At 74.3% G+C, this 22,905-nt stretch carries 21 protein-coding genes; 13 read left to right on the top strand and 8 right to left on the bottom strand.

The annotated features are described in order from the left end of the window. The 8 genes from paaB (at nt 1) to A3CO_RS0106505 (ending at nt 10,426) form a co-directional block, all read left to right on the top strand. The gene (gene paaB, locus A3CO_RS0106540) at nt 1-345 is read left to right on the top strand and encodes a 1,2-phenylacetyl-CoA epoxidase subunit PaaB (protein WP_026204343.1); all 345 of its coding nucleotides are present in this window, start codon (nt 1-3) and stop codon (nt 343-345) included. Then, nucleotides 342-1,334, top strand: coding sequence for a 1,2-phenylacetyl-CoA epoxidase subunit PaaC (gene paaC / locus A3CO_RS0106535; protein ID WP_018331440.1), 993 nt, complete (start codon nt 342-344; stop codon nt 1,332-1,334). Before paaB ends, paaC begins: the two co-directional genes overlap by 4 nt. Beyond that, on the top strand, nt 1,328-1,828 hold the full coding sequence (gene paaD, locus A3CO_RS0106530) for a 1,2-phenylacetyl-CoA epoxidase subunit PaaD (protein ID WP_018331439.1): 501 nt from the start codon (nt 1,328-1,330) through the stop codon (nt 1,826-1,828). The genes paaC and paaD overlap by 7 nt, the downstream gene beginning before the upstream one ends. After that, complete coding sequence (gene paaE / locus A3CO_RS0106525; protein ID WP_018331438.1) at nt 1,828-2,907, top strand: 1,2-phenylacetyl-CoA epoxidase subunit PaaE; 1,080 nt, start codon at nt 1,828-1,830, stop codon at nt 2,905-2,907. Before paaD ends, paaE begins: the two co-directional genes overlap by 1 nt. Nucleotides 2,908-2,916: 9 nt before the next feature. Beyond that, nucleotides 2,917-4,935 (top strand): phenylacetic acid degradation bifunctional protein PaaZ, encoded by a 2,019-nt coding sequence (gene paaZ, locus A3CO_RS0106520; RefSeq protein ID WP_018331437.1) that lies wholly within the window; start codon nt 2,917-2,919, stop codon nt 4,933-4,935. Nucleotides 4,936-4,955: 20 nt separating this feature from the next. Then, on the top strand, nt 4,956-5,330 hold the full coding sequence (gene paaI / locus A3CO_RS0106515) for a hydroxyphenylacetyl-CoA thioesterase PaaI (protein WP_051085875.1): 375 nt from the start codon (nt 4,956-4,958) through the stop codon (nt 5,328-5,330). Between the two features lie 199 nt (nt 5,331-5,529). Then, nucleotides 5,530-9,525: a Pls/PosA family non-ribosomal peptide synthetase gene (locus A3CO_RS0106510; RefSeq protein ID WP_084681591.1), complete on the top strand. Its 3,996-nt coding sequence runs from the start codon at nt 5,530-5,532 to the stop codon at nt 9,523-9,525. A gap of 10 nt (nt 9,526-9,535) precedes the next feature. Further along, on the top strand, nt 9,536-10,426 hold the full coding sequence (locus A3CO_RS0106505; protein ID WP_018331434.1) for an enoyl-CoA hydratase-related protein: 891 nt from the start codon (nt 9,536-9,538) through the stop codon (nt 10,424-10,426). 89 nt (nt 10,427-10,515) lie between these two features. Here the strand turns inward: A3CO_RS0106505 and A3CO_RS0106500 are convergent, their stop codons facing one another. Further along, nucleotides 10,516-10,893 (bottom strand): STAS domain-containing protein, encoded by a 378-nt coding sequence (locus A3CO_RS0106500; RefSeq protein WP_018331433.1) that lies wholly within the window; start codon nt 10,891-10,893, stop codon nt 10,516-10,518. Nucleotides 10,894-11,315: 422 nt separating this feature from the next. Here A3CO_RS0106500 and A3CO_RS0106495 point away from each other — a divergent pair, with 422 nt between their 5' ends. From A3CO_RS0106495 to A3CO_RS30485, 3 genes are all read left to right on the top strand, one after another. Next, entirely contained in the window at nt 11,316-12,122 is an 807-nt protein-coding gene (locus A3CO_RS0106495) for a ParA family protein (protein WP_018331432.1), read from the top strand. Then, entirely contained in the window at nt 12,109-12,444 is a 336-nt protein-coding gene (locus tag A3CO_RS37865) for a hypothetical protein (protein WP_157647115.1), read from the top strand. Before A3CO_RS0106495 ends, A3CO_RS37865 begins: the two co-directional genes overlap by 14 nt. Nucleotides 12,445-12,536: 92 nt before the next feature. Then, nucleotides 12,537-12,986, top strand: a complete 450-nt coding sequence (locus A3CO_RS30485; protein WP_084681589.1) for a BLUF domain-containing protein — start codon at nt 12,537-12,539, stop codon at nt 12,984-12,986. Between the two features lie 33 nt (nt 12,987-13,019). Here A3CO_RS30485 and A3CO_RS34915 read toward each other — a convergent pair whose 3' ends face one another. From A3CO_RS34915 to A3CO_RS0106465, 4 genes are read right to left on the bottom strand one after another with little or no spacing between them, the layout of a single operon-like run. Then, the gene (locus A3CO_RS34915) at nt 13,020-13,778 is read right to left on the bottom strand and encodes an SDR family NAD(P)-dependent oxidoreductase (protein ID WP_245561442.1); all 759 of its coding nucleotides are present in this window, start codon (nt 13,776-13,778) and stop codon (nt 13,020-13,022) included. A gap of 10 nt (nt 13,779-13,788) precedes the next feature. Next, the gene (locus A3CO_RS30475; protein ID WP_018331429.1) at nt 13,789-14,796 is read right to left on the bottom strand and encodes a transketolase family protein; all 1,008 of its coding nucleotides are present in this window, start codon (nt 14,794-14,796) and stop codon (nt 13,789-13,791) included. Next, nucleotides 14,793-15,593: a transketolase gene (locus tag A3CO_RS0106470; RefSeq protein ID WP_018331428.1), complete on the bottom strand. Its 801-nt coding sequence runs from the start codon at nt 15,591-15,593 to the stop codon at nt 14,793-14,795. Before A3CO_RS0106470 ends, A3CO_RS30475 begins: the two co-directional genes overlap by 4 nt. Beyond that, complete coding sequence (locus A3CO_RS0106465; RefSeq protein ID WP_018331427.1) at nt 15,590-16,432, bottom strand: alpha/beta fold hydrolase; 843 nt, start codon at nt 16,430-16,432, stop codon at nt 15,590-15,592. Before A3CO_RS0106465 ends, A3CO_RS0106470 begins: the two co-directional genes overlap by 4 nt. Before the next feature lie 49 nt (nt 16,433-16,481). Between A3CO_RS0106465 and A3CO_RS0106460 the strand changes: the two genes are divergently transcribed. Next, entirely contained in the window at nt 16,482-17,696 is a 1,215-nt protein-coding gene (locus A3CO_RS0106460; RefSeq protein WP_157647113.1) for a glycoside hydrolase family 1 protein, read from the top strand. Here A3CO_RS0106460 and A3CO_RS0106455 read toward each other — a convergent pair. Further along, entirely contained in the window at nt 17,683-18,450 is a 768-nt protein-coding gene (locus A3CO_RS0106455) for a class I SAM-dependent methyltransferase (protein ID WP_018331425.1), read from the bottom strand. The genes A3CO_RS0106460 and A3CO_RS0106455 overlap by 14 nt on opposite strands. A 49-nt stretch (nt 18,451-18,499) precedes the next feature. Beyond that, nucleotides 18,500-19,684 carry an MFS transporter gene (locus A3CO_RS0106450; protein WP_018331424.1) on the bottom strand — a complete coding sequence of 395 codons (1,185 nt, stop codon included), beginning with the start codon at nt 19,682-19,684 and terminating at the stop codon, nt 18,500-18,502. 108 nt (nt 19,685-19,792) lie between these two features. Between A3CO_RS0106450 and A3CO_RS0106445 the strand changes: the two genes are divergently transcribed. Next, nucleotides 19,793-22,165 carry an ATP-binding cassette domain-containing protein gene (locus A3CO_RS0106445; protein ID WP_026204338.1) on the top strand — a complete coding sequence of 791 codons (2,373 nt, stop codon included), beginning with the start codon at nt 19,793-19,795 and terminating at the stop codon, nt 22,163-22,165. Here the strand turns inward: A3CO_RS0106445 and A3CO_RS0106440 are convergent. Further along, entirely contained in the window at nt 22,141-22,899 is a 759-nt protein-coding gene (locus tag A3CO_RS0106440; protein WP_018331422.1) for a histidine phosphatase family protein, read from the bottom strand. The two genes, A3CO_RS0106445 and A3CO_RS0106440, sit on opposite strands and share 25 nt — an antisense overlap. Between the last annotated feature and the right edge of the window lie 6 nt (nt 22,900-22,905).

The following is a 22,905-nucleotide window of genomic DNA, read 5'->3' as shown; positions in this document are numbered from 1 at the left end:
ATGGCCGACGACGTCACCGCGCACCCCGAGGGCGAGCCGGAGATCCGGCCCGGCGTCACGCCGGACCGCACGTGGCCGCTCTACGAGGTGTTCGTCCGCGGCAAGCGCGGACTGAACCACGTGCACGTCGGCTCGCTGCACGCCCCGGACGACCACATGGCTCTGCACAACGCCCGCAACCTCTACACGCGGCGCAACGAGGGCGTGTCGATCTGGGTGGTGCGGGCCGACGCGATCACCGCGTCGAGCCCCGACGAGAAGGACCCGTTCTTCGCACCGTCGGGCGACAAGGTCTACCGCCACCCCACGTTCTACGAGATCCCCGAGGACGTGCCGCACCTGTGAACGACACCGGGCACCACACGGACAACCACACGGACAACCACACGGACAACCACACGGACAACCACACGGACAACCACACGGACAACGTCTACGACGCCCTCGGCCAGGCCGATCACGAGGGGCGCTGGGCGTACGGCGCGGGCTTCGACGAGACGGTCGTCGAGGTCACCGCACCCGCTCCGGACGGGGTGGACCGCGAGGACCTCGCCGTGTACTGCCTCATGCTGGCGGACGACGCCCTCGTGGCGAGCCAGCGCCTCTCCGAGTGGGCCACGCACGCCCCGGAGCTCGAGGAGGAGGTCGCGCTCGCGAACATCGCGCTCGACCTGCTCGGCCAGGCCCGGGTGCTGCTCTCCCGCGCCGGTCACCTCGGGGCCGCGGAGCGCTTCCGGACGCCGGGTCTCGCCGCCGGACTGTCCGACGAGGACGTCCTCGCCTACTTCCGCGACGACCGGTTCTTCCGCAACGTCACCCTGGCCGAGTCCGACCTCGGGGACTTCGGCCGGACGATGGCGTGGATCCTCGTGTACTCCTCGTGGCGCCTCGCGCTCATGACGGCGCTGCGGGGCTCGGCCGACCCGGTCCTCGCCGCCGTCGCGGCCAAGGCCGTCCCCGAGCTCGCCTACCACCGCGAGTACGCGGCCGGCTGGGTCGTCCGCCTCGGCGACGGGACCGACGAGTCCCACCGCCGCATGCAGGCCGGGCTCGACGACGTCTGGCCGTTCGTCACCGAGCTGTTCCTCGCCCACCCCGTCGAGACCCGGCTCGTCGCGCGCGGCGTCGCCGTCGAGCCGGCGTCGCTCAGGGCCGCCGTGGACGACGATCTCGCCCAGGTCCTGCCCGTCGCCACGCTGACCGAGCCGACCCGCCCCGCCGTCGGGCTGGTGGGGGGACGCGGCGGCCGCGACGGGGTGCACACGGAGTCCCTCGGCCGCGTGCTCGCCGTCATGCAGTCGCTGGCCCGCGCGCACCCGGACGCGACGTGGTGAGCACGGTGGACCCCGACCTGTGGGAGGCGGCGGCCGCGGTCACCGACCCCGAGATGCCGATGCTGACCCTCGCCGACCTCGGCGTGCTGCGCTCGGTCGCGCACGACGACGGGCGGATCGTCGCCACGATCACCCCCACCTACGCCGGCTGCCCCGCACTCGACGCCATGGCGGCCGACCTGCGTTCGACCCTGAGCGCGTTCGGCGAGGTCGAGGTCACGGTGACCCTCACCCCGCCGTGGACCACCGACCTCATCTCCGACGAGGGCCGGCGCAAGCTCGCGGAGGCCGGGGTCGCGCCGCCGGCGCACATCGGCCCGCGGTCGACCGGCCCGGCGCCGCTCACGCTGGCCGCCCCGCCCCGGCGCGTGGACTGCCCACGCTGCGGCAGCGCCGACACCGAGGAGCTCTCCCGCTTCGGACCCACCGCGTGCACCGCACTGCGTCGCTGCCGGGCCTGCTCCGAACCGTTCGAGCACATGAAGGACATCTGATGACGACGGCTCCCGAGGCGCCCCCCGACACCGGGTTCCACGCCCTCCGGGTGGCTGCCGTCGAGCACCTCACCGACGACGCCGTCGCGATCACCTTCGACGTCCCGCCCGAGCTGCGCGAGCACTACGCGTTCCGCGCCGGGCAGTACCTGACGCTCGCCCAGGACGGCGAGCGGCGCTCCTACTCGATCTGCGCGCCGGAGGGCGCGGCGCCGCGCATCGGGGTGCGGCGGGTGGAGGCCGGGCTGTTCTCGGAGATGCTGGTCGACCGGCTGGCGGCCGGCGACACCCTCGAGGTCGGCCCGCCGGACGGCCGGTTCACCCCGGACCCGGTGGATCCGGGTGGGCCCGGCGAGCACCACACCCTGATCGCTGCGGGTTCGGGCATCACCCCGGTGCTCTCGATCGCCGCGACCGTGCTGGCCGCGCACCCCGACACCCACGTCACGTTGCTCTACGGCAACCGGCGCGCCGACACCGTGATGTTCGCCGAGGAGCTCGCCGACCTGAAGGACCGCTACCGCGCGCGCCTCCAGCTCGACCACGTGCTCTCGCGGGAGCCGGTCGAGGCCGAGATCTTCGCGGGGCGGCTCGACCGGGAGAAGCTGCGCACCCTGCTGACCCACCTCGTCCCGACCCCCCAGGTCGACCACTGGTGGCTGTGCGGGCCGCTGGAGATGGTGACCGGCGCGCGGGAGGAGCTCGCCGAGCTCGGTGTGCCGCGCGAGAAGGTGCACGCGGAGCTGTTCTACGTCGACACCCCACCACCGCAGCCGGTGCGGCACGAGGACGCCCCGGCCGAGGGCGCGACCGCGCGCATCATCCTCCACGGCCGTGAGATCACCGCGACGATCCCGGCCGACTCCTTCGTCCTCGACGCCGCCCAGAAGGTCCGCTCCGACCTGCCGTTCGCCTGCCGGGGTGGCGTGTGCGGGACGTGCCGGGCCAGGGTCGTCACCGGCGAGGTGGCGATGCAGCGCAACTTCGCGTTGGAGACCGAGGAGGTCGAGGCCGGGTTCGTGCTCACGTGCCAGTCGGTCCCGGTCTCCGACGAACTGACCATCGACTACGACGTCTAGGGGTTCGAAGTGCCGGTCGAGAGCTATCTGCAGGGTCGCTGGCAGGCCGGGTCGGGCGAGGGCCGGCCGATGTTCGACGCCGTGACGGGGGAGGAGGTCGACCGCCTCTCCACGGCAGGCCTCGACCTCGCGGGCGCCGCCGCCCACGCGCGCCGCACCGGCGGTCCGGCGTTGCGGGCCCTGTCGTTCCACCAGCGCGCCTCGCTGCTCAAGGCGCTCGCCGGGCACCTGCGCGAGCACCGCGAGGAGCTGTACGCGCTCTCCGCCCGCACCGGCGCCACGCTCGGCGACTCGAAGTTCGACGTCGACGGCGGCATCGGCGTCCTCCAGGCGTACGCCTCGAAGGGGAGGCGTGAGCTCCCCGCGGGCACCGTCCTCGTCGAGGGCGACGTCGAGCCGCTCTCGAAGGACGGCTCGTTCCTCGCCCAGCACGTGCTCACCCCGCTCCAGGGCGTCGCCGTGCAGGTCAACGCCTACAACTTCCCCTGCTGGGGCCCGCTGGAGAAGCTCGCGCCCGCCTTCCTCGCCGGGGTCCCGTCGATCATCAAGCCCGCCACCCCCACGGCCTTCCTGACAGCGGGTCTGGTCCGGCTGATCGCCGACTCCGGGCTGCTGCCCGAGGGCGCCGTCCAGTTCGTGGCCGGGAGCGTGGGCGACCTGTTCGACCACCTCACCGAGCAGGACCTGGTGTCGTTCACCGGCTCGGCGTCGACCGCCCGCCAGCTGCGCACCCACCCGAACCTCGCCGCCCGCGCCGTCCGCTTCACCGCGGAGGCCGACTCGCTGAACTGCTCGATCCTCGGCCCGGACGCGACGCCCGGCACGCCCGAGTTCGACCTGTACGTGAAGCAGCTGGTCACCGAGATGACGGTCAAGGCCGGCCAGAAGTGCACCGCGATCCGGCGCGCGTTCGTGCCCGTGGAGCACCTCGACGCCGTGGCCGAGGCGGCCTCCGAGCGCCTCGGCAGGATCGTCGTCGGGAACCCCACGAACCCGGACGTGCGGATGGGGGCCCTGGCGGGGCTCGAGCAGCGCGAGGAGGTGCGGCGGTCGCTGAAGGCGCTGGGCGGACGTCGGCTCTTCGGGTCCCCGGAGACCGTGGAGGTGACCGACGCCGACGCCGAGCGCGGGGCCTTCCTCTCGCCCGTGCTGCTCGCCGCCGACCCCGACTCCGCCGCCGTGCACGAGGTCGAGGCGTTCGGCCCGGTGTCCTCGCTCGTGCCCTACACATCGACGGAGCAGGTCATCGAGCTGGCGGCGCGCGGGCAGGGATCGCTGGCCGGATCGGTCGTCACCGGGGACGCGGACTTCGCCCGCGAGGTCGTCCTCGGCGTCGCGCCGTGGCACGGGCGGCTCCTGGTGCTCGACCAGGCCGACGCGACGAGCTCGACGGGCCACGGCTCGCCGATGCCGCAGCTCGTCCACGGCGGTCCCGGGCGCGCGGGCGGCGGCGAGGAGATGGGTGGGGTCCGCGGCGTGAAGCACCACATGCAGCGCACCGCGATCCAGGGCTCGCCGGAGATGCTCACCGCCGTCACCGGGCAGTGGGTGCCGGGGACGACCCGCACCGTCACCGACGTCCACCCCTTCCGCAAGCACCTCGAGGAGCTGCGCCTCGGCGACACCGTCGTCGGCGGCCCACGGCGGGTGACGCTCGAGGACGTGGAGCACTTCGCCGAGTTCACCGGCGACACGTTCTACGCGCACATGGACGCCGAGGCCGCCGCGGCGAACCCGTTCTTCGGGGAGCGCGTGGCGCACGGCTACCTCGTCGTCTCCTTCGCGGCCGGGCTGTTCGTCGACCCGGCGCCGGGGCCGGTGCTCGCCAACTTCGGCATCGACGCGCTGCGCTTCCTCACGCCCGTGAAGTTCGACGACGAGCTGACGATCACGCTGACCGCCAAGCAGATCACCCCGCGCGACACCGCCGCGTACGGCGAGGTCCGCTGGGACGCCGACGTCACCAACCAGCACGGCGACTCGGTCGCGCGCTACGACGTCCTCACGCTGGTGGCGAAGCAGTTGTGATCGCCGCCTCGGTCAAGCGCATGTGGGACGACGACGCCGCGTCCCGCAAGCTCGGGATGGAACTGCACGCCGCCGCGCACGGCGAGGCCCGGCTGACGATGCGGGTCTCCTCCGACATGGTCAACGGCCACGGCATGTGTCACGGCGGCTACCTGTTCCTGCTCGCCGACTCCGCCTTCGCGTGCGCGTGCAACTCCCCCGGCCCGGTGACCGTCGCGGCAGGCGGCGACATCACGTTCGTCGCCTCGGCCCGCGAGAACGACGTGCTGGAGGCCATCGCCATCGAGCGGACCGTGTACGGCCGCTCCGGGGTCTACGACGTCACGATCACCCGCCCCACCGACGGCCGGGTGATCGCGGAGTTCCGGGGCCGCTCCCGGGTGCTCCGCTCGTGAGCGCACTGCGGCTCACCTGGACCTCACACCGCTGAACGCCCCGACGACCGACCCCGCACGCCGCACGTCCGTGACCGCGCGTCGACGGCCGTTCGGCGCGTGCGGCCGGTCGCGGTCCTCAGGCGCGCGACGCCCGGCGCCGATGGGCCCCTAGCGTCCCGCCGCTGACGACCCGGGGGCCGGTGACAGGAGGACGTGCGTGCAGCCAGTGGGAGTCGGCCGGGGACCCGGCGACGGAGGACCCCACACGACGTCGGGCCCGGGCCCGACGCGCCGTCGGGATGCCGTCCCCCGCGGGGCCGTGCTGCTCGGCGGGGCCGCCGCGCCGCCTCGCACCCTGCTCGACGTCCTCGACACCACGGTCGGGAGGCACCCGCAGGCCCCGGCGATCGACGACGGCGAGCGGCGCCTGGACTACGTCGGCCTCCGCCAGGCGGTCGGTCGGGTCGCGCGGCTGCTCGCCCATCACGGTGTCGGGCGCGGCGACCGGGTCGGGATCCGCGTCGCCTCCGGCACGGTCGACCTCTACGTCGCCGTCCTCGGGGTGCTGGCCGTGGGCGCGGCCTACGTGCCGGTCGACGCCGACGACCCGCCGGAACGGGCGTCCCTCGTGTTCGGTGCCGCGGGGGTGCGCGGGATCCTCACCGGTCCGGACCGGTTCGAGCCGCTGCGGCGCGGCCGGTCCGCCCCGGGGCGTCCCCGTCCCTCCGACGACGCGTGGATCATCTTCACCTCCGGCACCACCGGCACCCCGAAGGGCGTCGCGGTCACCCACCGCAGTGCGGCGGCCTTCGTCGACGCGGAGGCCCGGCTCTTCCTCCCGGACCGGCCGCTCGGCCCGGGCGACCGGGTCATGGCCTCGCTGTCGGTCGCGTTCGACGCGTCCTGCGAGGAGATGTGGCTGGCCTGGCGGCACGGCGCCTGCCTCGTGCCCGCACCGCGGACCCTCGTGCGCTCCGGCGCGGAGGTCGGCGACTGGCTGCACGAGCGGGGGATCACCGTCGTCTCCACGGTCCCCACGCTCGCCGGGCTGTGGACCGCGGAGCAGTGCCGCGGCGTCCGGCTCCTGATCCTCGGCGGCGAGGCGTGCCCGGCGGCGCTCGCCCACCGGCTGGCCGCGGTGTGCGACGAGGTGTGGAACACCTACGGTCCGACCGAGGCGACGGTCGTCGCCTGTGCGGCCCGCCTCCTCCCGGGTGCCCCCGTACAAATCGGCCTGCCGCTCGCCGGGTGGCAGCTCGCCGTCGTCCACCCGGACACCGACCTCCCGGTCTCCGCCGGTGAGGTCGGGGAGCTCGTCATCGCCGGCGTCGGCACGGCCCGCTACCTCGACGGGGCCAAGGACCTCACCGCGTTCCGGCCCCTGCCCGCCCTGGGCTGGGGCCGCGCCTACCGCAGTGGCGATCTCGTCCGCGCCGATCCGGCGGGGCTGACCTACGTCGGCCGCGCCGACGCCCAGGTCAAGATCCGGGGCTACCGGGTGGAGCTCGGCGAGATCGAGGGCGTCCTCACGGCGGTCCCGGGGATCGCCCAGGCCGTCGTGTCGACCCACACCCCGGACTCCGGGATCACCGAGCTCGTCGGCTACTACCGCACCGAGTCGGGTCTGGCCCTCGACGAGGGCGCACTCGTGGCCCGGCTGCGCAGCGCCCTCCCGGCCCACATGGTGCCGGCCTACCTGGAGCGTCTCCCGGCGATCCCCGTCACCACCAGCGGCAAGGTCGACCGGGCGGCGCTGCCGGTGCCGTCGGCACGCCGCGGGGGCGGCACCGGCCCGGTCGTCGCTCCCGCGACCCGTGTGGAGGAGCTCCTCGCGGCGGCGTTCGCGGCCGTCCTCGACCTCGACTCGGTGTCGGTCGAGAGCCACGTGATCGACGACCTCGCGGCCAACTCGCTCTCGCTCGCCCGCGTCTCCGCACAGCTCCGCGACGAGACCGACCTCCCCCCGGTCCCGCTCCGGCTGATGTACGCCCACCCGACCGTCCGGTCCCTGGCCGCCGCGCTCGGCGGTGCCGCCGTCGACCGGCCGCACGTGCCGGCGGCCGGGGATCGTCCGGCCGCGCCGGTCGGCCGCCTCGCGCACGCCCTGTGCGGGCTGCTGCAGCTCGTGGTGCTCGCCGGTCTCGCCGTCGGCGGCGTCCTCGTCGCCGACGTCGACGTGGACTGGGTCGACGGCAGCCAGGACCTCGGCGATCTCTACGTCCGGATCCTGGGGGCCCTCTCGGCGACCGCCGCGGTGGTCTGCGCGCTCCCGATCGCTGCCAAGTGGCTCCTGGTGGGGCGCTTCCGGCCCGGCTCGATCCCGTTCTGGAGCGTGGACTACCTCCGGTTCTGGATCGTCGCGACGCTGATCCGCTCGTCCCCGCTCGGGCTCCTCGCCGGCTCGCCGCTCTACTCGCTCTACCTGCGCGCGCTCGGCGCCAGGGTCGGGCCGGGCGCGGTGATCCTCACGCGGACGGCGCCGGTGTGCGCCGACCTGATCGAGATCGGTGCCGGCGCGGTGGTCCGCTCCGGGGTGTCCTTCGCCGGGTACCGGGCGTGGTCCGGAGCGATCCGTACCGGCCGGATCCGCATCGGTGCGGGCGCCGTCGTGGGAGAGGGCTGTCTGCTCGGGACCGCCACGGTGATCGGGGAGCACGCCCGTCTCGCGCACGCCTCGACCCTCCACCCGGGGCAGGTCGTGCCCGACGGCGCCTCCTGGCACGGCACGCCCGCCCGCGCGGCCGGGCACACTCCGCCGCCGCTCCCCTCCGCCCCCACGTCCCGGTGGCGACGGGCCCGGTGGGCCCTCGTCGAGCCGGGGATCGTGCTGCTCGCGCTCGCGGCCCTGCTCGCCGGCCTCGTCGTCGCGTCCGACCGGCTGCCGGCCCTCGGCGACGACGTGCTCCCGGGACCCTCCGGGCTCGCCGACCCGGCCTTCTACCTCCGGGCGCTGGGCCTGTCGGCCGTCCTCTACGCCGTCGCCCTGGTCCTCGGCGTGGTCGCGGTGTGCACCCTTCCCCGGCTCCTCGGACGGGCCGTCGTCCCCGGGAGCAGCCACCCGCTCCACGGCGTGGCCCACAGCTGCCAGCGCGCCCTCGCGTGGTTCACCAACGTCCCGTTCCTGGTCCGGCTGCTCGGCGACAGCTCCTACGTCGTCGGTTACCTGCGGGCGCTGGGCTACCGGATGACCGACGCGGGGCAGACCGGGTCGAACGTGGGTGCCGAGCTGCGGCACGAGAACCCCTACGCGATCACCGTCGGACCCGGCACGATGCTCTCCGACGGCGTGGACCTGGTGAACGTCGAGGTGTCGGCGACGGCGTTCCGCGCGGAGTCCCTCGACATCGGCGCCCGGTGCTTCCTCGGCAACGCGATCACCGTCCCGCCGGGTGCCCGGCTCGGCGACGACGTCTTCATCGGCAGCAAGACCGCCATCCCGGTCGACGGCCGGGACCGGTCGGGGGTCGGGCTGCTCGGTTCCCCGGCCTTCGAGATTCCCCGTCGACGGGCCGACGAGGCGGACTTCGCCCTGAGCCGCACGGGCCTGCGACGCCGCCTCGCCCGCAAGAACGCCCACAACCTGCGCACGATCGTGCTGTTCCTGCTCGGCGAGTGGGCGCGGCTCGCCGTGACGATGCTGCTCGGACTGGTCGCGGTGAACCTCGACGACACCGTCGGGTTCTCGGTGCTCGCCTGTGCCGCCCTGCTCGCCGGCGTCGTCGACCTCGGCCTCCGGGTGCTCATGGAGCGGCTGACCACCGGGTTCCGGGCGCTGCGCCCGCAGTACTGCTCGATCTACGACGAGTACTTCTGGTGGCACGAACGGTTCTGGAAGTTCTCGATCCAGCCGGGCCTGCTCGACGGCACCCCGCTGAAGAGCGCGGTGTGGCGGCTGCTCGGGGTGCGGGTCGGGCGCCGGCTGTTCGACGACGGGGCGAGCATCAGCGAGAAGTCGCTCGTCGAGATCGGCGACGACGTGACCCTCGGCGCCGGGGTGGTCCTGCAACCGCACTCGATGGAGGACGGCGTGTTCAAGTCGGCGCCGATCACCGTCTGCTCCGGGGCCCAGATCGCCTCGATGGCGTTCGTGCACTACGACACCGTGCTCGGCGAGGGCTCCTCCCTCGGCGGCAACGCGTTCCTGACCAAGGGCAACCGCCTCGCCCCCGGCGCCCGCTGGATCGGCAACCCCGCCGAGGAGGTGCCTCACTAGCCTCCACCCCGTGTCCTCCACCGAGATCGGTCTCGCCGTCGCCGACGGGATGGCGACGATCACCCTCGACCGCCCGGACCGGATGAACGCCTTCACCCCGACGATGGCCACGGAGATCGTCGCCGCGTTCGACCGGACCGACGCCGACGACGACGTCCGCGTCGTCGTGCTCACCGGCGCGGGGCGGGCGTTCTGCGCGGGAGCGGACCTCGGGCGGGGCGGCTCGACCTTCGACTACGCGGCCGTCCGCGACGCCCGCCTGCGCGCGGGCGGCACCATCGACGGGATGCCGCGCGACCTCGGCGGGGTCGCGGTGCTGCGGGTCGCCGCCAGCGTGAAGCCGGTGATCGCGGCGGTCAACGGACCCGCCGTCGGGATCGGGGCCTCGCTGCTCCTCCCCGCCGACGTGCGGATCGCCGCGGAGTCCGCCCGGTTCGGCTACGTCTTCACCCGCCGCGGCATCGCCCCCGACGGTGCGTCGAGCTGGTTCCTCCCCCGTGTCGTCGGGATCTCGCAGGCGATGGAGTGGGTGGCCACGGGACGCGTCTTCCCCGCGGCCGAGGCCCTGGCCGGCCGCCTGGTCTCGCGGGTGGTTCCCGACGACGAGCTCGGCGCGGCCGCGCGGGCGCTCGCGACGGAGATCGTGGCGAACACGTCCGGCGTCTCGGTCGCCCTCACCCGTCGGATGATGTGGTCGATGCTCGGCGCGGACTCCCCGTGGGACGCGCACCGGACGGACACCCGCGTGATCGCCGCTCTCGGGGCCGGGCCGGACGCCGCCGAGGGCGTGACGTCGTTCCTCGAGAAGCGGCCGCCGTCGTTCACGGCGTCCCCGCGCGGCTACCTGGACCTCGTCGACCCCTGGCCGGGTGTCCCCGACGACGTGGTGCCACCGACGTAGGCCGCGTCGCGCGCCGAGGGTGACGGGAGGCAGGCCGCCGGGCGTGCCCGACGGACACCTCGCGGCGCTGCGCCGTCCGCGGGCGGCGCTCAGTCCGCCGGGCGGGCGTCGGTGATCTCGAACGGTCGGCCCCCGAGACGGCGGAGCCGGATCCGGAGGCTCCGCTTCGGGGCCACCACGGTGAAGGCGACCCCCCGCGCGTGGGCGTCCCCCGCGACCGCGGGGATCACCCAGAGGCCGAGGTCGTCGTCGGCGGTGACGTCGGTCAGGTCGAGCACGACCGTCGTCGGCCCACCGTCGAGCGCCCCCTCCACCGACTCCCGCAGGAGCCGCGCGGTCCCGGCGTGCAGACCGCCGGAGAGCCGGACGACCGTGCCCCCGGGGCGGACCGCGAGGCAGGCCGTCAGCTCCGCCGCTCCCCCGGCCCGGGCGCCTCCGGCCGACGGCGCGGCCGGCTTGATCACCATCACAGCTCCCCCTCGTCCCCTGGGCAGGCGGCGTCGCCCCGTCGCCCGTGGGTGGCTGACGTGGGTCCCCGACTCCGTGATCGCGCGGCGGCGGGGCGGGGCCCCGGCGGCGCCGGACCGCGATCGTGTCGCTGGACCATAGGCGGCGCCGGGGGCGGCCGGAAGGGGACCGCTCGGGCTGAAGCAGCGCGGAAAACGAAACGTCGCACACCGTTCACCCGACTGCGCTGGTCATCGCCGGTGCGGCCGGGGCCACTCGACCCGCCCGGTTACCCCGCACGCAGCAGAAGGCGGCTGTGCACACGTGCACGTGTGCAGGGGTGCTTGTGAGCACCCGCGCACGGGTGTCACTGTGCTCCCCCGGTACCGCCGCACCCGGCAGGCGCGCCGGTCGGGGACGTCGGGGCGGGGGTGCAGGCTCGATGCGCGTCGCGGTGGCCAACAACAAGGGCGGAGCGGGCAAGACGACCGCCATCGCCCACCTGGCCGAGGCGCTCGCCGCGCGCGGCCGGCGGGTCCTCGCGGTCGACCTCGACCCGCAGGCGAACCTGTCGCGACGCCTGGGCTACGGCGAGGCCGACCTCGCCGACATGGTCACCGCCGCGGAGGTGGTCGCGGCGAACCAGAAGGGGTGCGCCGCGGACGCCCTCGTCGGGTGCCGCTGGGGCGGGAGCGCCGCCGATCTCGCGACCCGGATCGACCTGCTGCCCGCCCGCTACGACCTCGAGGCCCGGGTCTCCGAGGCCGGCCAGCTCGGGTCGCACGAGCGCCTCGACGTCGCCCTGACCGGCGTCGCCGAGGACTACGACGTCACGCTGCTCGACTGCCCGCCCTCCCTCGGGCACCTCACCCAGCTCGGCCTGGCGGCGGCGGACGCGGTCGTGCTCGTGCTGCGCCCGGAGTACGACCACCTGCAGGGTGCGATCCGGGTCCGGGACTTCGTCGCGGCCTACCGCCGCCACCTCGGGCGCCCCGAGCTCGCCGTGGTCGGGGTGATCGTCAACGAGCACGACCGTCGTCGCGGCCTGCACGCCTGGCACACCGACTCGGTGGCGGACACCTTCGGCGACCTCGTCTGGTCGCCGCCCGTGCCGTCGCGGGCGGTGCTCGCCGAGGCCATCGACGCGGCCCAGCCCCTGCGGGCGCGCGGCGCCCCGGCCCGGCCGCTGGTCGAGATCTTCTCCACCCTCGCCGACCAGCTGGAGGTCCGGCTCGATGACGCCGTCTGAGCCCCGCGCGACCCCGCCGTCCGGCCGGTCCGGGCCCGACCCGGCGGCGGCCCGTCGTCGCGCGGTCCCGCCGTCGGCCGCGCGTCGTCGTCCGGAGCCGACGTCCATGCTCGCGCCGTCGCCCAGTCCCCTCATGCCCGTGGACGCCGCGCCGCGCGGGCGCCGGTCACCTCGCCAGGAGCTCGTCTACCTCTCCGGACGGGTACCGCGGGCGTTGCGCGACGAGCTGCACATCCGGGCGATCGAGGAGGGCCGCCCCGTGGTGGAGCTGCTCCGCGACGCGATCCGGGGCTATCTCGACGCCGGCGCGACACCCCTCTGAGGGTCGGCGGGGGACCTTCGACCCTGTCGTGGAACGGCACCTGCGGCCACGCTGCGGTGGTCCCCCGAGTCCCGGTCGGAGAGGCCCGCGACATGAGCGAGCACGCGCCAGCAGCGGTGTACCGCCTGATGTACACCAGTCACAGCCGCATCCCCACGGCGGACCGCCCGACCGTGCTCGTCGATCTCTTCCGGCAGGCCAGGTCGCACAACCGGGCCGCGGGGATCACCGGCGCGCTCCTGATCACCGACCACTACTTCGTGCAGGTGCTCGAGGGGGCGCAGGAGGCGGTCGACGCGCTGTACGGCCGCATCGGGGCCGACCGGCGGCACGAGGCGGTGACGCTGGTCGAACGAGCGTACGCCGTGCCCCGGGTGTTCGCCGGCTGGGCCATGGCCGAGGTGTCCGCGATGGGCCGGGCCGACATCCCGCTCCACGTCAGCGACGGGGAGCTGCGGCCGCGCGCCGCCACCCGGACCTCCCCCGCGCAGGAGCAGGTGCTCACCCGCATGCGCAACATGATCGGCGCGGACACCGTCTGACCGGGAGGTGGCCTGCGGCCCTGTGAGAAGTACTCACGGGCGGAGCACCTCAGTGGATGTGCGACCCGCCGTTGACGTCGTAGGTGGCCCCGGTGATGTAGCCGACTGCTCGCGACACAGGAAGGTCACCAGGTTCGCGACGTCCTCGACCGAGCCCAGCCGGCCCGTGGGGATGCCGGCCAGCATCGCCTCGAGCCGCTCCCCGGTGATCGCGCCGCCGGTGATGTCGGTGTCGACCAACCCGGGCGCGACGGCGTTCGCGGTCACCCCACGCGGGCCCAGCTCCCGGGCGAGGGCCCGCGCGAAGCCGAGCAGACCCGCCTTCGCCGCGGAGTACGCGACCCCGCCGAACACGCCGCCGCCCCGCTCGGCGGACACCGAGGACAGGAAGACGATCCGCCCGAACCCCCGCTCGGCCATCCCCGGGGCCACCCGACGGGTCACCGTGTACGAACCGCGGACGTTCACCGCGAACACCCGCTCCCACTCCTCGTCGGTGACCTCCAGGAACGGGATCGGCGACGTCACGCCCGCGTTGTTGACCAGCCCCCCGACCGGCGGCAGCGTCGCCTCCACCTCGGCGACCGCGGCGTCGACCGCGTCGCGGGAGGTGACGTCGCAGGCCAGCCCCAGCGTGGCGTAGCCGTGCCGGTCGGCGACCTCGGCGGCGGTGTCGCCGGGGTCGAGGTCGAGCACGGCGACGTGCCAGCCCGCGGCGGCGAGGTGGTGGGCGGTGGCCCGGCCGATGCCGCGGACCGAGCCCGCCCCCGTGACGATCGCGGTCCGGTTCATCGGGTCTCCTTCACGACGATTCCCCTCCCCGTCGCTGCGCCCGCCCCGACAGGTCCTGCCGCACCCGCTCCACGACCGCGGCGGTCGAGAGCCCGTACCGGTCGTGCAGGGTCGGCAACGCCCCGGCCGCCAGGAACTCGTCCGGCAGCCCGATCCGGCCCAACCGCACCGCGCGCCCGGCCAGCGCCAGCGCCGCCCCGACCGCCTCGCCGAGCCCGCCCGCCACGGTGTGGTTCTCGGCGGTCAGCACGAGCCGGCCCCCGGACGACGCCTCGGCGACGATCGTGTCCACGTCGAGCGGCTTGATCGTCGGGACGTGGAGCACGGCGACGTCGACGTGGTCGGCCTCGAGCGCACGGGCGGCGGCCAGCGCGCGCATCGTCATGAGCCCGGTGGAGACGATCAGGACGTCGCGGCCCGGCCGGATCGCCACGGCCCGCCCGAGCTCGAAGCGGTAGTCGTACTCGTCGAGCACGCTCGGGACCGCCCCGCGGAGCAGCCGGAGGTACGAGGGGCCGTCGAGCGCGGCCAGCGCCGGGACGATCTGCGCGAGGTCGACGGCGTCGCACGGGTCGACGATCGTGAGGTTCGGGCAGCCGCGCAGGATCGCCAGGTCCTCGGTGGCCTGGTGGCTGGGCCCGTAGCCCGTCGTCAGGCCGGGCAGCCCGCCGACGACCGTCACGGGCAGCCGGGGCTCGGCGATGTCGAGGCACAGGAAGTCGTAGGCGCGCCGCGTCGCGAACACCGAGTACGTCGACGCGAACGGCCGCAGCCCCACCTCGGCGAGGCCGGCCGCCGCGCCGAGCAGCACCTGTTCGGACATGCCGAACTGGAAGAACCGGTCGGGGTGCGCGTCGCGGAAGACGTGCATGTCGGTGTACTTCGTGAGGTCCGCGGACAGTCCGACGATCTCGGGCCGCTCCTCCGCCAGCGCCGCCAGCGCCCGGCCGAACGGGGCCTGCACCGTCCGCTGCCCCGGATCGGCGAACGAGGCGATCATGGCCGAGGTCCGCGTCACGTCAGCTGCTCCCTGGCCTGCGCCCACTCGTCCTCCCGCACGGGCAGGAAGTGTGCGCGCTCCCGGTCCTCGAACATCGGGACACCCCGCCCGGGGCGCGTGTCGGCGAGCAGGATCGACGGGCCCGTGGGCGCGGCCGTGAGCTCGTCGAACGCCGTCACGAGGGCGTCGAGGTCGTGACCGTCGGTCCGGCGCACCGTCCAGCCGAACGCCTCCCACTTCCCGACGAGGCTCCCGCTCGCCAGCACCGTCGCGCCGTCGGCCTGCAGCCCGTTCACGTCGACGACGGCGAGCACGTTCGCCAGCCCGAACTGGGCGCACGCCATCGCCGCCTCCCACGTCGAGCCCTCGTCGAGCTCGCCGTCCGAGAGCAGGGTGACCACCCGCGCGGACGAGCCGCGATGACGCAGGCCGAGCCCCATCCCGGTGGCGATCCCGAGCCCGTGCCCGAGCGACCCGCCCGAGATCTCCATGCCGGGCGTGGACGACGCCATGGCCGACATCGGCAGCGACGAGCCGTCGGCCCCGTAGTCCGCCAGCTCGGACGGCTCGACGATGCCCGCCTCGGCGAAGGCCGCGTACGCCGCGATCGCGTAGTGGCCGACCGAGAGCAGGAACCGGTCGCGTTCCGCCCACGCCGGGTCGTCCGGGCGGAACCGCAGTACGTGGCCGAAGAGCACGGCGAGCACGTCGGCCACGCCGAGCGCCTGCCCGATGTAGCCCTGGCCCTGCACCTCGCCCATCTCCAAGGCGTACCGGCGGATGTTCCGGGCGGAGTCGGCGAGGCCCGTCCTCATGACCGCCCTAGGTGTCCGATGATCAGCTCCGCCAGCTCGCGGGGCTTCTCCTCGGGCACCCAGTGCCCGCAGTCGTCGAGCACGTGACCCGTGACGTTGTGCGCCATCCGGCGCAGGGACTCCTCGACCTCGGCGCCCCGGCCGAAGGACGTCGCGCCCCCGACGGCGAGCACGGGCACGTCGGTCTTCGCCAGCGTCTCGTTGGCGGCGATGTCCAGCGGCACGGTGCGGTACAGCTCGAATCCGGCACGGAGCGCCCCGGCGGCGGTGTAGCAGCGCAGGTACTCGGCCACGGCATCGTCGGGAAGGACCTTCTGGTGGTGGCCGTAGTGCTCGTAGAACCAGCGCAGGAACACCTCCTCGCGGCCGCTGATCAGGGCCTCGGGGAGGTCGAGCGTGCCGAGGAAGGCGTGGTGCCAGCGGCGTCCGCCCTGCGAGATGTTCGGCTGCCCGTCGCCGGGTATCGCGACGTCGACGACGCCGAGCCTGCTCACCCGCTCCGGGTGCCGCGCGGCGATCGAGAAGGCGACGACCCCGCCCCAGTCGTGCCCGACGACCGCACACCGGTCGATCCCGAGGGCGTCGAGGAGCCGGACGAGGTCCTCGCCGAGGGTCTGCTTGTCGTACCCGTGCAGCGGCCGGGTGGAGTCCCCGAGGCCGCGCAGGTCCGGGATCACGCACCGGTACCCGGCGTCGACCAGGAGCGGTGCGACCTGCGTCCACGAGTACCAGGTCTGCGGGAACCCGTGGATCAGGAGGACCGGTGCACCCTCGCCGACCTCGGCGACGTGCAGGACCACCTCGCCGACGTCGACGTAGGAGTGCCGGTGGTCGGCCATGGCCCTCGGATGCCCCGCGCCGACCCCGGCCATGCCAGGGTGGGCGACCGTGCCGATCTTCCCGCCGGGTTTCCACTGGGGCAGTGCCACCGCGAGCCACCAGGTCGAGGGCAACAACACGAACAACGACTGGTGGGACTGGGAGCACGACCCGGCCTCACCCTGCGTCGAGCCCTCCGGCGACGCGATCGACCACTACCACCGCTACGACGACGACTTCGCGCTCCTCGCCGCGCTCGGTCAGAACGCGCACCGGTTCTCGCTGGAGTGGTCGCGCATCGAGCCGGCGGAGGGCGAGTTCTCGACGGCGGCCCTGGACCACTACGCCCGGATGCTCGACTCGCTGGCCCGCCACGGCCTGACGGCGTTCGTGACGCTGCACCACTTCACGCTCCCGCGCTGGTTCGCCGCCCGCGGCGGGTGGCTCGCGCCCGACGCCCTCGACGTGTTCGGCCGGTACGTCGCCCGGGTCTCCGCCGCCCTCGGCGACCGGATGCCGTACGTCTGCACGATCAACGAGCCGCAGATCGTCGCCCGCGAGTGCTATCTCTCCGGGCAGTTCCCGCCCGGGCACCGCGACCTCACCGAGGCCGTGACCGTCAACGGCGTCCTCGCCCGGGCCCACCGGACGGCCGTCGAGGTGATGCGGGCCGGGCCGGGGTCGTCGCAGCTCGGGACGTGCCTGCACCTGCCGCACCTCGAGCCACTGCGCCCCGGCGACGAGGCCGACGAGGGCGCGACGGCGGCGGCGCGGCTGGTCATGGTCGACACCCACCTCGACGACCTGCGGGCGGGCGGCGACGTGGGCGACTTCGTCGGGCTGCAGTACTACTCGCGGGCGCTGATCGACGCGACCGCCGCCGACCTCACCGCTCCCCCGCCCGAGGGCGTGGAGACGACGCTCATGGGCTGGGAGGTGTACCCCGCGGGCTTCGGCGCGGTGCTGCGCCGGATTGCGGCGGCCGGGCTGCCCGTCGTCGTGACCGAGAACGGGATCGCGACGGCGGACGACGACCAGCGGGTCCGCTACCTCGCCTCCCACCTCGCGGAGGTGGCGTCGGCGCTCGCGGACGGGGTCGACGTGCGCGGCTACCTGTACTGGTCGTCGTTCGACAACTTCGAGTGGGCCGTAGGCTACCGGCCGACCTTCGGGCTCGTCGGGATCGACCGCACCGACGGGCTGCGCCGCACGCCCCGACGCAGTGCGGAGCTCTTCGGCGAGGTGGCCCGGACCGGGGACCTCACGGTGCTCAGGCCCGCCTGACCCAGCCCGTGACGAACGCGAAGTGGTCCTCGAAGCGCAGCACCGGCTCCTCGCGGTAGGCGTGGCGGAACTGCGCGATGCCCTCGGCCAGCTCGGCCTCGGAGAACTCGCCGAGCACCGACATGTACCGCGCCTCGAGCATGCGCACGTAGCGCTCGCGGTCGATCGCGACGGGGAAGGTGCGCCGGCTGACCGACGCGCGCAGACCCGCCGTCGTGAGGGCGTCGGCGATCTCGGCGGGGTCGGGCTGGAGGGCCTCGAAGCGGTCGTGGGCAGCGGCGAAGAGCGGGTGCCCGATCGTGCGGGGCAGCATCACCACGAGCATCCGGCCACGGTCGGAGAGCAGCCCGGCCAGCCCGCGCAGCGTCCCCGCCCGGTCGGACACGTGGTGGATCGCCTCCTTCACCAGGATCGCGTCGACCGGGCCCGGCCCCGGCAGCGACACCCGCCCGGAGGCGACGTCCTCGGCGCTCGCGAGCACCGGGCGCAGCAGCGGCGAGACGGGGACGCGGTCGAGCATGGCCGCGGTCGGGTCGACGGCGGTGATCGGCCGCAGCGGCTGCAGGTCGTCGGCGAGCTGGCGGGTGTAGAGCCCGGTGCCGCACCCGACGTCGACGATGCCGTCCCCGGGATGCAGCCGCAGCGCGCCGGCCATCGCCCGGGCGAACGCCCGGACGTACTCCGGGTCGTAGGTCCAGTGGTCGTCGTAGGTCGCGGCGAGCCGGCGGTAGTGGTCGGCGAGCTGTCCGGTCATCCGGACCAGCGTGACAGGTCGGGGCGCCCGCGGGCGGCCCTCGATCGGGTCAGCTCGCCGGGCGCATCCGCCGCGCGGAGCCGGCGGCGCCCAGCCCGACCATGAGCACGACGACGCCGCAGAGCACCAGCGCGACCGTCGCCAGCCCCCACACGTCGACCGCCAGCCCCGCGAGCAGGCTCGACGCCGCGGCCGCGAGGTAGCAGTACAGGTAGACCGCCGACAGGGTGCCGGCATGGGCCCCGGCGGGGCTCCGGTCCAGCAGCACCCGCATGGCCCCCGCGAACGCGGTGCCGAACCCCACCCCGGCGACGACGGCCGCGGCGAGGTAGACCGCGAAGCTCGCGACGAGGATGCCGACGACGTAGCCCCCGACGCCGAGCGCCAGCACCGCCGCGCCCCCGGTCAGGGCGTGCGCCGCGCGCAGGCGGCTCGACGCCAGCCCTGCCGCGGGGCCCACGAGGTGGAAGACGCCGACGGCCAGGGCGCCGCTGAACAGGTCCTGGCGGCCCAGCACCGACACCGCCAACGACGGCGCGAGGGCCTGGGTGAAGCCGCCGAGGACGTAGGTCGCGGCGACGAGCACGCAGACCGCGGGGAACACGGGCCGCGCGCTCGGCGGGATCCGCACCACGGGCCGCAGCGAGGCGAGCGCGCCGGGCCGGCCGCCCGAGGTCTCCGGCAGGAGCGCGACGGTGACGCCTGCCGCCGTCAGGACCCCGGCCATGACCAGGAAGGACACGACGGGCGCCGTGTGCGGCGCGAGCTGCACCGCCGCGCCCGAGGCGAGGGAGCCGATCGCGATGCCGCCGGGCGGGGCGCCACTGGTGACCGCCCCGGCCGCACCCGGCCGGGACACGGGCGCGAGGTCGACCACGAACGCGCCGAGGGCGCTCAGCGCGAGGCCGATCGAGAGGCCCTGCAGCGCGCGTCCCAGGATCAGGGGCGCGGCCGAGTCGACCGTCGCGAGGACGAGGCAGGCCGCGATCCCCGCGAGCACCGCCGGCAGCGCGACCCGCCGTCGCCCGAGGTGGTCGGAGAGGCTGCCGCAGCAGAGCAGCGCGACGAGCAGCGGCAGGATGTAGACGGCGAAGGCGCCGGTGAGCGCGACGGTCGGGACGCCGTAGGTGCGGGCGTAGACGACGTACAGCGGGGCCGGGACCCCGGCCGCGGCGCACACGGCGACCAGCGAGACCGATGCGGCGACGAAGGCCGTCGTCCCGGATCGCCGCACCCCTCCGATCGTAGGCGTGGGTGTCGGGGGGTCTCGCTAGTGTCGCGTCACGTTCCGGGGGCGGGCCGGGTCGAGGTGGTGGACCGGCCGGCGGACGAGGGAGAGCGGATGAGCAGCGACACGCACACGGCGGACACCCACGAGCGGATCCGCGTCCTCGGCGCGCGGGAGAACAACCTGCGCGACGTCGACGTGGACCTGCCGAAGCGCCGGCTGACGGTGTTCACCGGCGTGTCGGGCTCGGGCAAGAGCTCGCTGGTCTTCGCGACGATCGCGGCCGAGTCGCAGCGGCTGATCAACGAGACGTACCCGTCGTTCGTGCAGGGCTTCATGCCGACGCTCGCCCGGCCGGACGTCGACGTCCTCGACGGCCTGACCACCGCGATCATCGTCGACCAGCAGCGGCTCGGGGCCGACCCGCGGTCCACGGTGGGCACCGCGACGGACGCCGGCGCCATGCTGCGCATCCTGTTCAGCCGCCTCGGCGAGCCGCACGTCGGCTCCGCGCAGGCCTTCTCGTTCAACGTCGCGTCGATCAGCGGGGCCGGCGCCGTGACGATGTCGAAGAACGGCCAGCAGGTGAAGGAGCGGCGCGAGTTCGCGATCACCGGCGGCATGTGTCCGCGGTGCGAGGGACGCGGCGCCGTGTCGGACTTCGACCTCACGGCGCTCTACGACGAGGAGCGCTCCCTCGACGAGGGGGCCATCACCATCCCGGGCTGGAGCATGGACGGCTGGTTCGGCCGCATCTTCAAGGGCAGCGGCTTCTTCGACCCCGCGAAGCCCATCAAGAAGTACACGAAGAAGCAGCTGGCCGACCTCCTGTACAAGGAGCCGACGAAGATCCAGGTCGACGGCATCAACCTCACCTACGAGGGCCTGATCCCGAAGATCCAGCGCTCGATGCTGTCGAAGGACCGGGAGGCGATGCAGCCGCACGTCCGCGCGTTCGTCGACCGCGCGGTCGTGTTCACCACCTGCCCGGAGTGCGAGGGGACGCGGCTCACGGCGGCGGCCCGGTCGTCGCGCATCCGCGGGGTGAACATCGCCGAGGCGAGCGCGATGCAGATCAGCGACCTGGCCGCCTGGGTGCGCACCATCGACGCGCCGTCGGTGGAGCCGCTCGTGGAGTCGCTGTCGCACACGCTCGACTCCTTCGTGCGGATCGGGCTCGGCTACCTCAGCCTGGAGCGGCCGTCGGGCACCCTCTCCGGCGGCGAGGCGCAGCGGACGAAGATGATCCGCCACCTCGGGTCGGCGCTGACCGACGTCACCTACGTCTTCGACGAGCCGACGATCGGGTTGCACCCGCACGACATCGCCCGGATGAACGAGCTGCTGCTCGCACTGCGCGACAAGGGCAACACGGTGCTGGTCGTCGAGCACAAGCCCGAGACGATCGCGATCGCCGACCACGTCGTCGAGCTGGGGCCCGGCGCGGGCACCGACGGCGGCACCATCCGGTTCGAGGGCACGGTCGACGAGCTGCGGGCGAGCGACACCGTGACGGGGAGGCACCTGGACGACCGGGCGGCGCTCAAGGACGCGGTGCGGACGCCGTCGGGGCAGCTCGAGGTCCGGGGGGCGGGCACGCACAACCTGCGCGACGTCGACGTCGACATCCCGCTCGGGGTGCTCGTGGCCCTGACCGGCGTCGCCGGGTCGGGCAAGAGCTCGCTGATCAGCGGGTCGGTGGCGGGCCTCGACGGCGTGGAGGTCGTCGACCAGACGCCGATCCGCGGGTCGCGGCGCAGCAACCCGGCCACCTACACCGGCCTGCTGGAGCCGATCCGCAAGGCGTTCGCGAAGGCCAACGGCGTGAAGCCCGCCCTGTTCAGCGCGAACTCCGAGGGCGCCTGCCCGAACTGCAACGGCGCGGGCGTGATCGACACCGACCTCGGGGTGATGGCCTCGGTGTCGGTGCCCTGCGAGGTGTGCGAGGGCAAGCGGTTCTCGGCCGACGTCCTGGAGTACCGGTTCGGCGGGCAGGACATCAGCGAGGTGCTCTCGATGTCGGTGGCGGAGGCGGAGGGCTTCTTCGCCGACGGGGAGGCGAAGCTGCCGGCGGCCCACAAGGTGCTCGCGCGGCTGGTCGACGTCGGGCTCGGGTACCTGCGGCTCGGCCAGCCGCTGAACACCCTCTCCGGCGGCGAGCGGCAGCGGCTCAAGCTCGCCGACCACCTCGGCGCGAAGGGTGGAATCTTCGTGCTCGACGAGCCGACCACCGGGCTGCACCTGGCCGATGTCGAGGCCCTGCTCGGGCTGCTCGACCGGCTCGTCGACGGCGGGACCTCGGTCATCGTCATCGAGCACCACCAGGCCGTGATGGCGCACGCCGACTGGATCATCGACCTCGGTCCGGGCGCCGGTCACGACGGCGGGCAGGTGGTGTTCACCGGGACGCCCGCCGAGCTCGTCGCCGCCCGGTCCACGCTGACCGGCGAGCACCTGGCCGACTACGTGCGGTCTCCCGCGACGTAGCCGGGCGCGATCCACGGCGGGAGCCGGTCGGGCGTCTCGACGACCACGCGGTGCTCGCGGAACCCGACCTCGGCGAGCCGGCCGTCGAGCGTGACCTCGACCGGCTCGAGGTTCTCCGGCTCGCCGGGGTCACGCCCGATGGCCGCGGCGACGAAGGCCCGCATCGGTCCGGAGTGGGTGCTGACCAGCGCGATCTCGTTCCGGGCGGCGAGCGCGGTGATCCCGGCCCAGAGCCGGTAGACCGCGATCTGGGGCGGCTCGAACCGCAGGGTGGTGGAGCTCAGCCAGCGGTCGATCGGTCCGCCGGTCTTCGACAGCTCGCCGTAGTTCGTGTCGAACCGGTCGAACTCGAGCGCCCAGTCGGGGTCGGCGCCGCTGCCCGGGTCGAGGGCGCGGCGGTCCTTCGCGACGCCGGACGACTCGCGCGCGGCCCCGTCGTGGAAGAACTGCAGGCTGTCGAAGTGCGCGTCGGGCTCGAGCCCGCCGAGCACGAGGCCGTGGTCGTCGCCGAGCGCCTCGGCCACGGTGGCGCGCAGCGTCACCGCGGTGGCCGTGCCCCGGGCGGTCGGCGCGTGCGGGAAGCGGATCCGGGTCCCCGCCGGGGCGGTGGCGGCGAGTTCCTTCGCGAGCTGCCGACCACGGTCCCGGGCCTGGGACTCCCCCAGCTCGGTCAGGCCGAGGTCACCGAGGTAGCCGTGGGTCTCGCCGTGGCGCAGGAGGACGACGCGGTACATGCATCC

This window comes from Actinomycetospora chiangmaiensis DSM 45062 (assembly GCF_000379625.1).
Classification (GTDB): Bacteria; Actinomycetota; Actinomycetes; order Mycobacteriales; family Pseudonocardiaceae; genus Actinomycetospora; species Actinomycetospora chiangmaiensis.
This window is presented reverse-complemented; position numbering and strand designations above follow the sequence as displayed.